This window comes from Candidatus Trichorickettsia mobilis (assembly GCF_963422225.1).
Lineage (GTDB): Bacteria > Pseudomonadota > Alphaproteobacteria > Rickettsiales > Rickettsiaceae > Trichorickettsia > Trichorickettsia mobilis_B.
The window spans coordinates 1,378,702-1,394,016 of the sequence record NZ_OY728607.1 but is presented as its reverse complement, the minus strand read 5'-3'; the positions used below and the strand labels follow the sequence as shown (position 1 = coordinate 1,394,016).

The 15,315-nt window shown below is 34.1% G+C and carries 14 protein-coding genes; 4 read left to right on the top strand and 10 right to left on the bottom strand.

Translation table 11 applies throughout. The annotated features are described in order from the left end of the window. Positions 1-27: 27 nt before the first annotated feature. Positions 28-744 (bottom strand): hypothetical protein, encoded by a 717-nt coding sequence (locus R2I74_RS06535; RefSeq protein WP_316354693.1) that lies wholly within the window; start codon positions 742-744, stop codon positions 28-30. Positions 745-940: 196 nt separating this feature from the next. Here R2I74_RS06535 and R2I74_RS06530 point away from each other — a divergent pair, with 196 nt between their 5' ends. Both R2I74_RS06530 and R2I74_RS06525 read left to right on the top strand, forming a co-directional pair. Beyond that, a complete protein-coding gene (locus tag R2I74_RS06530) occupies positions 941-1,426 on the top strand; it encodes a helix-turn-helix domain-containing protein (RefSeq protein ID WP_316353080.1) in 486 nt (161 codons plus the stop codon). Further along, complete coding sequence (locus R2I74_RS06525) at positions 1,420-1,980, top strand: IS630 family transposase (protein ID WP_316353004.1); 561 nt, start codon at positions 1,420-1,422, stop codon at positions 1,978-1,980. Before R2I74_RS06530 ends, R2I74_RS06525 begins: the two co-directional genes overlap by 7 nt. Before the next feature lie 111 nt (positions 1,981-2,091). On the opposite strand, the gene R2I74_RS06520 is transcribed toward R2I74_RS06525, so the two are convergent. The 3 genes from R2I74_RS06520 to R2I74_RS06510 form a co-directional block, all read right to left on the bottom strand. Beyond that, complete coding sequence (locus R2I74_RS06520) at positions 2,092-2,613, bottom strand: GNAT family N-acetyltransferase (RefSeq protein WP_316354691.1); 522 nt, start codon at positions 2,611-2,613, stop codon at positions 2,092-2,094. Continuing rightward, a complete protein-coding gene (locus tag R2I74_RS06515) occupies positions 2,606-2,869 on the bottom strand; it encodes a type II toxin-antitoxin system TacA family antitoxin (protein WP_316354690.1) in 264 nt (87 codons plus the stop codon). Before R2I74_RS06515 ends, R2I74_RS06520 begins: the two co-directional genes overlap by 8 nt. Positions 2,870-3,096: 227 nt before the next feature. Then, entirely contained in the window at positions 3,097-4,251 is a 1,155-nt protein-coding gene (locus tag R2I74_RS06510) for a tyrosine-type recombinase/integrase (RefSeq protein ID WP_316354689.1), read from the bottom strand. Positions 4,252-4,765: 514 nt separating this feature from the next. Between R2I74_RS06510 and R2I74_RS06505 the strand changes: the two genes are divergently transcribed. Continuing rightward, positions 4,766-5,164: a hypothetical protein gene (locus tag R2I74_RS06505; protein WP_316354688.1), complete on the top strand. Its 399-nt coding sequence runs from the start codon at positions 4,766-4,768 to the stop codon at positions 5,162-5,164. A 446-nt stretch (positions 5,165-5,610) separates the two neighbouring features. Here R2I74_RS06505 and rbfA read toward each other — a convergent pair whose 3' ends face one another. The 5 genes from rbfA to R2I74_RS06480 form a co-directional block, all read right to left on the bottom strand. After that, positions 5,611-5,964, bottom strand: a complete 354-nt coding sequence (gene rbfA / locus R2I74_RS06500) for a 30S ribosome-binding factor RbfA (protein WP_316354687.1) — start codon at positions 5,962-5,964, stop codon at positions 5,611-5,613. 125 nt (positions 5,965-6,089) lie between these two features. Next, entirely contained in the window at positions 6,090-8,537 is a 2,448-nt protein-coding gene (gene infB / locus R2I74_RS06495) for a translation initiation factor IF-2 (protein ID WP_316354686.1), read from the bottom strand. Between the two features lie 213 nt (positions 8,538-8,750). Next, on the bottom strand, positions 8,751-10,247 hold the full coding sequence (gene nusA, locus R2I74_RS06490; protein ID WP_316354685.1) for a transcription termination factor NusA: 1,497 nt from the start codon (positions 10,245-10,247) through the stop codon (positions 8,751-8,753). 360 nt (positions 10,248-10,607) lie between these two features. Continuing rightward, positions 10,608-11,090 (bottom strand): ribosome maturation factor RimP, encoded by a 483-nt coding sequence (locus R2I74_RS06485; protein ID WP_316355339.1) that lies wholly within the window; start codon positions 11,088-11,090, stop codon positions 10,608-10,610. Positions 11,091-11,410: 320 nt separating this feature from the next. After that, the gene (locus R2I74_RS06480; RefSeq protein WP_316354684.1) at positions 11,411-12,160 is read right to left on the bottom strand and encodes a M23 family metallopeptidase; all 750 of its coding nucleotides are present in this window, start codon (positions 12,158-12,160) and stop codon (positions 11,411-11,413) included. 329 nt (positions 12,161-12,489) lie between these two features. On the opposite strand from R2I74_RS06480, the gene rpiB reads away from it, so the two are divergent. Then, positions 12,490-12,924, top strand: coding sequence for a ribose 5-phosphate isomerase B (gene rpiB, locus R2I74_RS06475; RefSeq protein ID WP_316354683.1), 435 nt, complete (start codon positions 12,490-12,492; stop codon positions 12,922-12,924). Between the two features lie 135 nt (positions 12,925-13,059). On the opposite strand, the gene R2I74_RS06470 is transcribed toward rpiB, so the two are convergent. After that, a complete protein-coding gene (locus R2I74_RS06470; protein WP_316354682.1) occupies positions 13,060-15,270 on the bottom strand; it encodes an ATP-binding protein in 2,211 nt (736 codons plus the stop codon). Positions 15,271-15,315 lie beyond the last annotated feature (45 nt).

The window sequence follows — 15,315 nt, the reverse complement described above, 5'->3', positions numbered from 1 at the left end:
TAATGTTAATTTATTAATATAAATATCTCAAACAAATGACTCACTAGGGATAGAAGCAGTAAATTTTTTATCAGTTCTCAATATATTTAAGACAAGATGTGGATCAAATAAATCCGCATCTTTGCAATAAAGGTCTATGTCACTTTGAGCAAAAACTATTGAAGCGGTAAGTTTATGCAGCTCTTGTCTTTTATCTTTTGAATCAGCGTAAATATTTACAACTTTCATTTTTTGGTCAATTACAATGCTTATCTCAAAGACTGGATGTATATTTTTTTCTTCTATATATTCCCCATTAAAAGTCTGAATAAACTGAAAATAGTCTTGTAAATGAAACTGAAAATATATTTTATTATCAAATTCAAACTTACTCCCTTGGCATTGAGTACCACGAAACTCTTTGATAAAGATTTTTTGAACTTCTAGCTTGAGTTGTTCAAAAGACTTAGTTAAATTATCTTTATCCACAAGAAAAGAGTCATTGAAATAGTCTTTACGAGCTAGCCAATATCTTGTGCTAGCTTCTTCTAATGATCGCAATTGATAACAATTATAAAAATCTTGAGAATAATTTGTGAGAGTAAAAAGGGCTTTATCGCAATCGGAAGAAAGGTAATTTAAAGAATCTGGAATAAGATTTGAGATATCTTGTACAAACCGCAGTAAATACGCAAAACTATCGTTATTACTAGTTATAAAAAAACGTACTTTCTGAAAATCATCTAAAATTTGACATTTTTGCACTTCTTCTAAATTTTCAAAAGCTTCTACAAGTTCTTGATAATAAACATCCTTCTTGTTTTGTTTGTGTAAAAGTTCAAAATCAATATCATTTAAACAGTTTTTTTGATTAAAGTACTTATACCAATTGCAATAATTAACGCGGTGGCCTAAAATGGATTTTTAACGGATAAAAGGTACTCAAATAGCTAAGTTAATATTGCCGCTAGGTTTTCATGATCATGATTTTATAAAAATGATGAAACATGAGCCGCATGGTCGGAATCGCATACGTTTATTGGCGATGTATCACCTTCAATTAGGCAAATCTTTTAAAGCCATATCTGCAATAGTGAAGTTGCACTGGAAAACCGTGCAATCATGGCTCAGAAGATTTAGAAATCATGGTTTTGAAGGTTTATTTGAATCACAAAGAAGCGGCGCTCCTAGGAAGATTAACACTCTACAAGAATCTGCTCTTTTTGATAAAATCAATATGCTCAGTGAAAGTGAAACTGGCGGGTATATAACCGCAAAGGAGCTACATAACATGTTGCTTGAGGAATATGGCGCTAAATGCGCTTTAAAAACAGTCTACAATACTATGCATCGCCTTGGTTTTAGCTGGATTACTTCTCGTTCAATGCATCCAAAGTCAAATCAAGAGACTCAAAATACATATAAAAAAACTTCCCAGACATGTTAACAGAATTATTACCAAAAAATATCGATAGATGTAACGTTGATATATGGTCTCAGGATGAAACTCGAGTTGGGCAACAAGGTAGCTTAACTCGTATATGGGCTAAACGCGGCACTAGACCCCGTAAAGTTCGGCAACAGCAATTCATTTCAACATACATTTACGGAGCTGCTTGCCATGATACGGGAGAATCTTTTGCATTAATTTTACCATATGCCAACACACGGGCAATGAATAAATTCTTAGAAGACCTTTCTCTCACTACTCAAAGCAACCGACATATAGCTTTACTAATGGATAATGCAGGTTGGCACACAGCCAAAAAACTAACTGTTCCAAGCAATATCACTTTGATACCGCTTCCGCCTTATGCACCAGAACTTAATGCAATGGAACAAGTTTGGGAGTGGATCAAAAATCATTTCTTGTCTAACCAATGTTACGGTGCATATGAAGATATTGTCACTATGGCTTGTTACGCTTGGAATCAACTTGCTCAGAATGTAGATTTAGTAAAATCAATTATGTATAGAGACTGGATAAATACACCGTGTTAATTATTGCAATCGGTATTACTAAGAGTTTTGGGGCATGCTTTGTTAAAAATGTATTTTAAAAGTTTTATATGATTAGGATTCTTCATTATGTTATTACTTTAAGTGAATCATCTAGAGTTTATTTTGTACATCTAAAGAACAGAATATATCTTGGATAGTAAGCATTAGATGTTTCTTATCAAACTTAGATTGCTCAAAGCCGTATTTCTTATAAAAGCTTATAGCATTAAGATTTTTGGCATGGGCTATAATAGCTTTTAGTCCAGCAATTTCTGAAGCTTGTAATGTTCTTAAGAATGCATCTTTAAGCATTTCTTTGCCTAAACCAAGTTTTTGATATTTTTCATCTACTCCGAGTCTTGCCAGTATCATTACCGGTATAGGATAACGTGGCATGTTTTTCTTTACTTTTTCAGTAGCCTCTTGATTGCTAATTGCTCCATAAGTTAATGTATAATAACTGGCAACAGTATTGTCATTCTTCGTAGCACATACATATGTTCTTGAAGCATTATTTTCACTATTTTGTAGAGCGTATTCTTTTAAAAAAGTATTTAACGCTTCTTCCCCACAATCAAATTGTTGGCGTATATGCAATTTATCTAATAATGCAGGGCTTTTTAGGTCAATCATTAAAAACGCTGGGCTTTGTTAGTAAATCATGTAGAGCTGGCTTGAATTTAGGTTTTTGGTCTAGCTGGTTACAAAAAGCCTCCCATTGCTCATCATCTAACATGATATTATTTTGCTCATTTAAAATCCTATATGCTTCTTTAGTAGCAGACTGGATCAGAAAATTAGATAAATTACTACCAATCATATTCGCCGCTTTACTTATTAGCCTTTTCTTTTCTTCACTGGTTCTAATATTGAGTGCTGTATTTTTCATAGTTTTACCTCAATGTATCACTGTTGATTAAATAATACTGTATAGCTAATGTCTTTACAAATTATTTTTATCTTATTACACCTATTACACCATTAAAAAACGATGGTGTAATAAATCATAATCCTCTGTATCCCTTGAATAATAAAGGCTACAGCGATTCTCTTACACTACTTACACCTCTTACACCGAAAAATGATAATACTAGAACTATAAACTTAATTTAAAATTCATTTTGCATATTTCAGTATTGCTTGAGTAGCTTTCTCTACGCTTTTTTTTACTGGATCTAAACTTAGTCGAGCGTATATGGCTGTTGCTGCCTGACTCTTGTGTCCTAAGCTTTTCCCTATAATGTAGCTATTAGCTCCCAGAGCTGCTTGGTAACTGCCTAAAGTACGTCGTAAATCATGTATGCATAAATTTTCTATGCCCGCACGTTTTAAAACTCTTTTCCACCCCTTCTTAGGTTCTATTAAATGGCCTGTACTCCCCGTGCCTTCAAATACAAATTTATTTGCGCCATATTTGCTAGCTCTCTTACCCAGTATTTCGATTGCTTTGTCAACAAGGTGTACTTGTTGTTGATCTCCATTCTTTGTAATAGGGATTACCCATTCTTTGCGCTGCATATTAACATCAGCCCATTGCATACTGAGTACATTCGATTTTCTAGCACCAGTCAGTAATGAAATATAAATATAATCTTTAATTGTTTCATTCTCTTCTTCTTCCAGCGCTGATAAAAACCGAGGAAGCTTATCGGGATGCAGAAATCTTTCTCGTGATCTCTCTTTAAATTTCTTAATACTTAATCCTGGGTTAATAGTAGTATATCCCCACTCAATTGCTTTATTATATAGAGCTAAAAAACGAGATAGTAGGCGATTAGCTTGCACCAATCCGTTATTTAATTTTATTTGTTCATGTAGCAACTGTATCTCTTGTTTGTTAATAGCAGAAAGCTTACGATCAAATAAATGTCCTAAAAATCGCGGTATGTCTTGCTCATCAGCTTTCCATGTCTTTTTATTAGGCTTGCTGTAACGTTCCATGAAAATCTTAAACATTTTACCCAAAGTCAATTCGTCTTGAGATTGAGATTTTTGGTCGTTAGGATTTTTACCTTGAGCTAAATCAGCAAGTATTAATTGCGCAGCACGTCTAGCTTGTTCTACTGACAAATTAGGAAATACCCCAATATTTATTCTTATCGGTTTGCCATCAAATTTTTTATAAACCTTAAACGATTTATTCCCTTTGTCTGTTACTACTAATTCTAAACCTTTAATCTTAGTGTCATAAAAGTAATTCCGTTTACCGCTAGCTGGGAGTTCAATATCTTCTATTGCTTTCTTGGTAAAATTAATGTGATGATCTTTCATATTTTTATTTCGGGTATACTATAGGTATACTTTGGAGGTGTAATTTGGTATAAATTTATCAAAGTAAGTAAACTTACTAACACCTCAGAAGACAGTAGCTGTCAATGATTATATAACTCGGTATAAATAAATACATATTAAACCACCTGCCTGTCACGCAGAAGGTCGCGGGTTCGAGTCCCGTCACTCCCGCCACGTCACATCCCACCTAAATTATTGTCTTAGCTTTTCAAGTGGTTATATAACATCTATTTACTCGGGTCTTAAGTATCAAATTTTGTAGATCTTACATGTTCGTTCTGTAGCTCAGTAGCTCTATAGACCTCTTAGCAAACTTAAAGTGATTTACTTAGATATGTCAGCCACTGATTGCAATTCATAATATGTAACTAGTTGCTAAAATGTCCGTAGCATTGCCACATAATTAAAGTCCTTGACAGAAATAATTAATATAATTAATAATGCTAATGTTTAAATTTTACATACTAATTATTTAGTTTAAAAAAGGATTCTTATGAAACAACTGATCAAACAATATTCAGAATTAGACATAACGGAAGAAAGTAGCAAGCATCTGATTTGCTTGCTACAAAGAAACAACGCACTAGAAGAGGAGACTCATCAACATATATTGTTGAAAGTAGGTAATAGTATTCCGCTAGAAGAATTTAAAGAAATTAGATTAATTAAAAAAAATAACACTTTAGTACCAGGTATAATAGATCTTAATACGCAAAATGTGCAAAGTTTACTTGTAATGTTCGAAATTTGTGAGCCTACGGTTTATGAGCCTAAGGCAATGGAACCTGGAACGAGTTATCATCTGGCAAATTGTAATGTCGTAGCTGAGTATAATCAACAATGCGCAGTCTTAGGGCATAATCCTATTGATACTGAGCATTACGAAGTATAGTGATCTATTTCAAAATTCTACATTCTTGCTGATTAACGCGAGTTACCAATTAAAATTTTATTAAACACTACAGAGGTCAGTTCTAGCCGTCATTGTGAGGGAGCGCAGCGATGTGGAAACGGGAGTTTCTGGCAATTTTAATTGGCAACTCGCGTTGATTATTTGAACACAAATTTGGTATTCGAATCTGAAACAAACTAAAAACGCACTGCTCTGGTGAATGTTCCGTGTCTTCTTCAAATCTATCACTCTTATTGCTAAATTTATGAGAGAGGTCTAAATATTTCACATATAATTATAAACTTTAATTTTATAACCTTCTTGTATAGCTTCACACTTAAGTTGGAGACATTAAATTTTGCTGGTCTTACTGTGAGACAGAATCAGGGCAAGCCTCCTAGCTGAGGCACAAGAATTTTGTGTTATTTCTTTTACTACTTAATATTCTATAACTTATCTAATAACTGATTCACTATACGTTCATTATCAAAACCATGGTCATAAAAAAACCGAATATCTGGAGAATATTTAAGGTCTATTTTATGAGTTACAAAATCTCTAATTGCATATTTAGAATTATTTAATGCCTCTAAAAGTTCGACTTCACTAAGTTTGGTATTAAATGGCATAAAATAACATTTTGCAAGCTTAAGATCGCCAGTAACTACTACTTTAGTAATAGTTAGAGGAGAATCTATTAATCTGATATCCAGCTTTTTACCACGCTCCAAACACTCGATTATCGCTGTATTAATTAGGTTTGCAACTCTTTGTTGTCTAAATGATTCTGCTTTATCCATGTATGACTCCAAATTATTAAAAGATTAACGGAAGTTCACGAATTTTGCACGTCTGAGCTGAAATTCCATTATCTAGTAATAAAGCAGGACAATTCCAACCAGCGTCAATTAACAAGTATGTTTGACTAAAATAATTGTTTCTTCTCTTCAATAACTTCAAACACTTCCACAGTGTCAGTAACTTTTATATCATCATAATTCTCGAATGCGATACCACACTCGAAACCTTCCTTAACTTCTTTGACATCGTCTTTAAAACGTTTAAGCGTTTTGAGTTTACCTTCATGTATAACAATATCATCACGTAGCAATCGTACACCAGCGCCTCTTTTAATCATCCCCTTGGTAACATAACTACCAGCCACCTTACCAATTTTAGTAATATTAAATATTTGTCTGATTACCACTGAACCTATAAATTGTTCACGCATAATTGGCGATAACATACCATTCATTATTGCTTTCATGTCATCAATTAAGTTATAGATAATAGAATAATAACGTATATCCGCTTTATCTTTTTCTGCCATGCTCGCTGCATTAGCATTAGACCTGACATTAAACCCTAAAATTATTGCATTTGAAGCTCTAGCCAAGGTTACATCCGATTCCGTGATGCCGCCAACAGCCTGATGTAGAATTTTTACACGCACCTCATCATTAGGTAATTTTAATAAGCTAGTAGCAATAGCTTCAACTGACCCTTGCACGTCCCCCTTTATTATTATCGCTAATTCCTTGATACCTCCAGTACCAGAAGCTTTCATAAATAAATCTTCCAGGCTACTGCCCTTCGTAACTGCTACCTTCTTCTCCTTTATCAGACGCATACGATACTCGGTAATATCACGAGCATGTTTTTCATTCAAAATCACATCGAACCGGTCTCCAGCACGTGGCGCTTCATTCAATCCATAAATTTCTACCGGCTCAGTAGGGCCAGCGCTAAGTATATCAATGCCTTTATCATTATTAATACGCTTTATTCTACCATAAGTACCACCAGCCACCATCAAATCGCCATTTTTGAGTGTTCCACGCTGGATTAATATTGTCGCAATTACGCCTTTGCCTTTATCTATTCTTGATTCAATGACTATACCAGAAGCCGGCGCTGTTGGATTTGCTTTAAGATCCTGCATCTCAGCTAGCAACAACACCGCTTCTTCTAATTTGTCGAGGTTGATTTTTTTAAGAGCTGATACTGGGATGATCATAGTATCTCCACCAAGATCTTCAGCTACTAGTTCATGCATTAATAACTCATTTTTTACTCTATCCAGATTAATATCTGGCTTATCAATCTTATTAATTGCTACAACTATTGGAACACCAGCAGCCTTAGCATGATTGATCGCTTCAATAGTCTGAGCTTTAATACCATCATCAGCAGCAACTACCAGAATTACTATATCAGTTACTTGAGCGCCTCTGATTCTCATTTCGGTAAAAGCCTCATGGCCTGGAGTATCAATAAAAGTAATAGCTTTACCATTAGCTAAAGTAACCCGATAAGCTCCTATATGCTGAGTAATACCCCCAGCCTCATAACTTACAATATCGGTTGATTTTAATGCATCTAATAATGAGGTTTTGCCATGATCAACATGACCCATGACTGTAACTATTGGCGCTCTTGGTTGAAGATTCTCAGAGGTATCTATCTCTTGAATTAAGATATTTTCAACATCAGATTCCTGTACTCTTTTTGCGCTGTGACCAAAAGCTGTAACAATCAATTCTGCAGTATCTGCATCAATTGACTGCAGCGCAGTGGCTATGACACCGAGTTTCATCAGTTCACGAATTACATCGGCAACACGTTCTGCCATACGTCCGGCTAACTCACCTACAGTAATCACCTCAGGAATAATTACTTCTCTATAAATTTTGTCGTGTTTTTGCAGTAATTCCTGCTTACGCTTTGCTTTTTCTTTTGCTCGACGAATTGAAGCTAGACTGCGCCCCTTATCTGCTCCTGCTCCCTCCCCACCTTCAAGCATATGAAGGATATCAGATTTTTTTAGTTTCTTTGGTTCTTCAACCTTAGCTTTTTGAGGCACTGCTTTAGCATCACCAAGCTTCTTTTTAGCGCTATTTTCTTCTTCAAATGCCTCGTTAGGCCGTCCTATCACACCACTACGCTCAGCTGCTATTATTTGAAGGTTTTTATCACCACCATCTTCAGCACCTATTGGAGTGGCAATTACTGACTGCTTTGATGCACTATCTGACTGTTCATTAGTTATTACTTGTTCAGCTTTAAGTTGATTCATTGCAACAAGCTTACTCAAAGTACTAATTTTAGATTCCGAATCTTTTACCTTATCATCCGCAGCCCTTTTTAATAAACTTAAACGCTTATTAAATTCTTCATGATCAGAATCTGTTGTAGTAATGGACGAATTTGTTGCATTTCCAATAACTTTACTTTTTTTAACTTCTACAATTGTATTCGACTTAGAGCCAATTACACTACGCTTAACATTTGCATGATCAATAGATTTGCCAAATGATAATTTAGTTCTATCAAGCGTTAGTTTCTTTGGTTTATTATCTTGAATGTCAGTCATAAATCTTTAATACCTATAATATTGGTCTAGGAGCAGCATTCAAATAACTGTCGCCTATTATAATAGACCTCTCACAAACTAAAGCATGAGAAAGGATTTGATGGGATATGGAACCTCGACCCGTAGCGTACTTTAAGGTTTATTTTGGATTCGAGTACCGGATCAAAGTTCAAATCATCCGCAGAAATAGAGTTTGTAACAGAGGTCTATTCTTTAGCTTTGTTCTCTAGCAGCCTTAATTAACACTCCAATATCTTGATGCGATAAATTTGTATTTGGTACTAGTGCTTTAAATTCATCTACTGTCATTTCAGCTAAATCTTCAATAGTTTTGATACCATACTCAGCAAGTGTTAATATGTGTTCTGGAGAGAGAGCCAACATATCTATTAATTCTTGTACAACTCCTAGCTGTTCTAATTTATTAATGATTTCATTGTTTTTTGTATCAATATAATCTGCTGCACGCTTTTTAAGTTCAGAGGCCAATTCTTCTTCAAACCCATCAATAGCAGTTAAATCATTAATATCTGCAGACGCTATTTGTTCAATACTAACAAAACCTTCAACCGATAAAAGTTGAGCTATCACTTCTTCAACATCCAGAGCTGCCATATATAATTCTGTAGTTGAATTAAATTCATCAGTACGACGTTTTGACTCTTGTTCCTCAGTCATTACATCAATATGCCACCCTGTAAGCCTGGACGCTAGACGTACATTTTGTCCTCGTCTGCCAATGGCTACACTTAACTGCTCGGTTGGCACCACAATTTCGACTCGACCACGATCTTCGTCAATAACAATTTTTGAAATTTCTACAGGAGCCATAGCATTCATAACAAATTGAGCAATATTTTTACTCCAAAGTATTATGTCTATCTTTTCCCCACCTAATTCATTGGTAATTGCTCTTACCCTACCACCACGTATACCAACGCAAGAACCAATAGGATCTACACTAGAATCCGCAGCAAAGACGGCAATTTTTGCTTTTGAGCCAGGATCACGCGCAATATTCTTAATTTCAATGACGCCATCATAAATTTCAGGCACCTCTAGCTCAAATAATCTGGCTAACATGTTATCATCTACTCTAGAAAGAAAAATTTGCGGTCCTTTTGGCTCAAATTTAACATCTTGTACATACGCTTTAATTCGATCATTAACTTTAAGATTTTCGGTTTTAATTAATTGATCTTTTTTGATAATTGCCTCAGCTCGACCACCAAGATCAACTATAATATTACCAAACTCTATTCTCTTAACTGTCCCATTTAAAACCTCACCTTTTCTATCTTTAAAATCCTGATATTGCTTTTCTCGTTCTGCTTCATTAACACGTTGAATAATAACTTGCTTAGCTGTTTGCGCTGCTACTCTACCTAAATCAATAGGTGGTAAACTTTCATAAATTTCATCACCTAACTTGGCATCTGGTTTTTGTTCACACGCATCTGCTAATGAAATTTGCGTAAAATAATTCTCAGGTAATTCCACTACCTCTAACACTCTAAACAATTTAATTTCACCATTCTTTCTACTAATTTCTGCTCGTATATTATGTTCATTACCATACTTTCTACGACCAGCAACTTGCACTGCTTGTTCCATCGCTGTAATTAAATGGTCTTTGGAAATACCTTTTTCTCGCGAGACTGCTTCTACTATTTGTAAAATTTCTACGTTTACGTTACCAACATTAATCATATACCTTAATCCTCTAAATAACAACCTAAGTATATAATACTCGGTTAAATCTGCAAATTATCGAGTATTTAGAGAGTGTTCGCGGAAACCTACGCGTCAAGTTAAGGAAAAAGAGACGACACGAGCCGTCATTGGTCATTGCGAGACCACGATAGTGGTTGTGGCAATCCAGTTAAATAGTTGTTTCACTTTCTGGATTGCTTCGCCTTCGGCTCGCAATGACGAGTTATATCGTCTCTTTTTCCTTAACTTGACGCGTAGGTTTCCGCGAGCACTCTCAGTAATTCACTAGACCTCTCTCACAAACTCGCTACCTGTGGAACAAATGCTAAAGTTATCAAAAAGGTCTGACAAAACACTTTACTTATTTAATAATTTCCTAAACATATCGTCGGTAAGCACTAAATTAGCACTCTTAATTAAGTCAAATGGTACTTCTACTTCTTTATCATCACTCTTTAAATATACTATATTATTTTCTGCTTTAATTATTTTGCCCTTATAATGGCTACATCCACTAATCATTGATTTTAGCCTCATTTTAATCTCAGAGCCTAAAAATTTATGATAATCTTTAAACGTAATTAATGGTCTTTCAATACCAGCAGAGGAGACCACTAAATAATACTTATCTTTAATGACATCCTGGACATCAAGTAAAATGGATATATTTTTACTCACCAATCGACAATCACCAATACTCACCTTTTGATTATCATACTTATCAATCAAAATTTCAAACATTTTAGGCTGATTTTGCAAAGTGATTTTTACCAATTCAAAACCAAGTTGGTTTATTGTACCTTCAATGATATTAAATAATTTTTGTTCTAGATTTTGCATCATTGAAAAAATTTTTAGACATATAAACAAAAACTTCCAAGTGAAGAATTGAGTAGACGAAGGTCAAAATTGAAGAAGTGCTAGGAGTTCTGGAATCGAGGAGCGCAACGTATACTTAATACGTGAGCACCGCAGATTTTCAGTAACGACAACGCAATTCTCAATTTTCACCGAGTATACCACACAAACAAAAAAGGTGGGCTAACCCCACCTTTTGCTTGACTTTAAACGATTAATTTTATTGATTAACCATAAATATTCTAACATACACAGCCATAATAGAATAATTTTAATAAAAAATCAAGCATTAGCTTGTGATTTTATTCAGGGATATATTTTAATGGATTTACCGCCGTCTTGCCTTCTCTTATTGCAAAATGGAGTTTAGGCATGTCAGTGTGACCAGTACTACCCACATGACCAATCAGATCACCTTGTTTTACCACCTCTCCTTTACTAAACATCAAATCATTCATATGGGCATATGCAACATATAAATTATTATCATTTAATTTTACTATCACCAGATTACCAAATTTCTCATCAAACCCTGCATATACTATTTCTCCAGCAGCCACAGATATTATAGCGCTTCCTTGCGCAGCTGCTATATCGATACCGTTACTTTTCTTACCATGAGTAATCTCGCCAAATTTTGTAATTATTTCACCTTTTACAGGTCTTAAATAGTCATACCCAGTATCATTAGACTCGTTATTAGTAAGATCCTGTTTTTGTTCTTGCGCAAGTTTTTCTGTTTCATCAAGTTTATGATTCGACAAATTTTGTGGCATAACTATATTTTCATCATCGTGATAAGGGTCATGCAACTCACCTGATATTTTATCATATTCTTTCTGTTTTATTGGCAGTGGCTGGCTTATTACTGTATCTTCAGTTTTAATCGCTCCAATAGTTTTGTCTTGATCACCACTCCAATTACCAGTATTGATAGTTTGATGATCCTTATTATAACCATTACTATTTTTGTATTCAATAGGGGCTGGCTGCTGAGTAACACAGCCACAAATCATGAAAATTAAAAATAATGGCAGCAAGATATTATTCATAATTACTATTATCCTTAAGTTATTTTTATTTATAAATAAATATAATGCAAATTTCAAGATTCACATGCTTATGACTGCCACCACTAGTTTTTCTAGCAACTTTTGAAAGTATCGCAGCTATACAACTAATTTTTACAACAAATTACCTGTATCTCTAAAGAATAGAATATATATATAAGAGTTTTAGTTTACTTAATACCTATTTGCGTTTAAATAAAGAAAAATGAGTCTATTCAATAAACCAAATATGATAACGTTGTTTATCAATACAATATTCGGTATAGGCCTCACAAATTCATCTGACCATATTTTTATCAAAAACTTTTATTATGAAACTTTATAACATTGTAATTGCAAGCGATCATTCTGGATATACACTAAAAGATAAAATAATTCATCATTTAATTAATCAAAATATTTCAGTCAACGATCTTGGTACGGATAATACAGATACCGTGGATTACCCAATATATGCAAAAAAAGTTGTTACTTGCATCCTAGAAGATACTGCTTCCTTAGGTATTTTGATTTGCGGTACTGGGATTGGCATGTCTATTACTGCCAATAGAAGTTCTGGTATTCGAGCAGCATTATGTGTTAATTTATTTATGTCAGAAAGAGCAAGATCACATAATGATGCAAATATTCTTGTGCTTGGCGCTAAAATCACCGATGAGCAATTAGCTTTAGAAATGGTTGACAAGTTCCTGAGCACAAAATTTGAAGGCGGCCGACATAGCGTCAGAGTATCACAAATTGGTTAGCGTTATTAAGTGTGAGAAGAAGAAGATTCACACCGCCTTTCTTGAGCGAGCTAGAGCTCGTGCAGGCAAAAGGAACAAAATTTAACTGTCACCACCGAACTAGCCGCACTATAACGTATTAACGTTCAATTTCAATTATTTGATCACACCAGTTTCAAGAGAGACACTAGACAAAGTAAATCTAACAGTAGTTCCTTTACCACCAATATTTTGCTCCGCCCATATTCTACCCCCGTGAGTTTCAATTACCTTTTTACATACTGCAAGACCTATACCACGCCCTCCAGCAGGAGTTTTGGTTCTAGAACTTACAACAAAAGTACCGAAAATATCATATAATTCTTCTTTAGGTATACCTATACCTTCGTCACAGACAGCAAATTCTATTTCCAAATCTGTCATTTTTTTTAATTGAATTGTAATCCTACCACTCTTACAATACTGGATTGCATTAATTATTATATTATCGATTGTTTGAGTTATATAGTACTGATCACAATTTATATTTACATTATCTTCAATATCAGTAATGAATTCTTGTAAATCTTCATTTTTATACTCCACATATAACTTCTTACATTTATCTATTCTTTCATAGATCAATTTACTAATATTAACTTGTTCTGGATTTAACTGGTATCCCATACTAGATAATTTGGATAAATCAACTAAGTTAGTAATAAGACTATTCAACCTTTCAGAACTTTTAGATATTTCTGCTACTGCCATGCGTCTTTGTTGCTCATTAAATTTATCATAATTTTTATGCAAAACCTGTCCCATACTAGTAATTCCTGTGATAGGAGTAACAGTTTCATGTTGCAGGTTACGCAAGAACTCATTCCTTATTTCCATCACTTTTGACAGCTCTCTTTTGATATCCATTACATTCTTTGTAAGATGTAAATTTTGTTCTTCAGTTAATAAATATTTTTCTTCTTTTGGTTTAAGAAAAATTAATAAAACACTACTAGTTAACAGCAGAAAATATATTACTTTAGACTGTAAGCTCTCCGGATGTATTGTGCTGCCGTTAGCAATGCAAATATGGGCACATACGTACTGATACACCTCAAAACTTATGCATACCCCACTAATAATCATAAATAAAGTTATATGCCACCTTAACAAAGTTGCTATTATGATTAGGTCAACCATAAAAATCATTAGCTGTAACTGTTCAAAATTACTAATCATCATCAATAAGCTACTGCTAAAAACTAAAATGTAAAAGGTACCTAGTATCCAAAATACAGATATGAATTTTTCTTGCTTAAAAGTAGCCGGCCAAATTGGATAAGTCAGAAAACAACTTGCAACGAATAAAACAGAATGATAAATAACTTCTAACACTTCAGCATATTGCTGCTGTAACTCGTGCGACATTGAGTACATTGAAGAAAAAGTAGAGATTATGTAGAATAACCCACAAACAGGATAAGTTGCCTCCTGTTTAGGACTATTTTTGTGACAAAATGTTATAAAACTAAAGTTTTTAATAGTATAATAAATGTTGTAGTATGTTCTTTTGCGCTCCTTTTTCAATTCATCTAATACTTTACGATCTTTTATCCCTATCCATCCACCAGGTTGACCCAATAAATAGTGAGTACCGAATAAAAACAATACATTGGCTAAAGTTCCAGGAACAATACTATCTATCCCGGTACTATCCATGAAAAATATACGCCATATTATAACAGTAATGCTCCCCGCTCCCATAGCCATTAACACAGATTTTGTACTACTACGAAAACCATAAATTGTGAATAACAGCGGCACTGTTACTACTGGTATATAAAAATTATTAGCTAAAAGCATAAGGCTTAGCATATCAGTAGTAGTCATTGCTAATATAATAGAAAGGATACCTATAAAAAAAGACATTCCTTTAGAAAACAATAATTCAGTTTTTTTGGTTATTTTCTGGCAGAAAACTGCATAAATATCGTGAGAAGCAAGAATAGAAGAAGAATTAATATATGAGTCAGCAGTGGACATAATCATCGCTGTAACTCCAATAATAATTAACCCTCTGATACCAGGACTAGTATATTGATCAATGATGTGGAACCATAAACCCTCTGGCTTTAAGCTGGGATCTACAACTAACATTAAAATCCCTACCCAACAAGTTACTAACACCATCAACATTGCAGAAACCGAAGATAAAACGAAAGAATTCTTTATTTGACGAACATTTTTAGCCATTGATATTCGTTGAAAAATTGATGGATGCAGTGCTGGAATCACAAATATCAAACTTAATTGAATCATTTCCAAAAATTGTGGATTAGTAAACTCCATATTAGTAAAGTGGAAGTTTTTATCTTTAGCTAACACCATCAAGATAAGCCACCTATCGGTGGCAGCTTAGCTTTTTACATCTCT

Bases quoted from the DNA above. Each gene is read 5' to 3' on its own strand.
- R2I74_RS06480 (WP_316354684.1), bottom strand. From the start codon at position 12,160: ATGAATAATATCTTGCTGCCATTATTTTTAATTTTCATGATTTGTGGC.
- R2I74_RS06520 (WP_316354691.1), bottom strand. From the start codon at position 2,613: ATGATTGACCTAAAAAGCCCTGCATTATTAGATAAATTGCATATACGC.
- rpiB (WP_316354683.1), top strand. From the start codon at position 12,490: ATGAAACTTTATAACATTGTAATTGCAAGCGATCATTCTGGATATACA.
- nusA (WP_316354685.1), bottom strand. From the start codon at position 10,247: ATGATTAATGTTGGTAACGTAAACGTAGAAATTTTACAAATAGTAGAA.
- infB (WP_316354686.1), bottom strand. From the start codon at position 8,537: ATGACTGACATTCAAGATAATAAACCAAAGAAACTAACGCTTGATAGA.
- rbfA (WP_316354687.1), bottom strand. From the start codon at position 5,964: ATGGATAAAGCAGAATCATTTAGACAACAAAGAGTTGCAAACCTAATT.
- R2I74_RS06470 (WP_316354682.1), bottom strand. From the start codon at position 15,270: ATGGTGTTAGCTAAAGATAAAAACTTCCACTTTACTAATATGGAGTTT.
- R2I74_RS06505 (WP_316354688.1), top strand. From the start codon at position 4,766: ATGAAACAACTGATCAAACAATATTCAGAATTAGACATAACGGAAGAA.
- R2I74_RS06510 (WP_316354689.1), bottom strand. From the start codon at position 4,251: ATGAAAGATCATCACATTAATTTTACCAAGAAAGCAATAGAAGATATT.
- R2I74_RS06485 (WP_316355339.1), bottom strand. From the start codon at position 11,090: ATGCAAAATCTAGAACAAAAATTATTTAATATCATTGAAGGTACAATA.
- R2I74_RS06515 (WP_316354690.1), bottom strand. From the start codon at position 2,869: ATGAAAAATACAGCACTCAATATTAGAACCAGTGAAGAAAAGAAAAGG.
- R2I74_RS06525 (WP_316353004.1), top strand. From the start codon at position 1,420: ATGTTAACAGAATTATTACCAAAAAATATCGATAGATGTAACGTTGAT.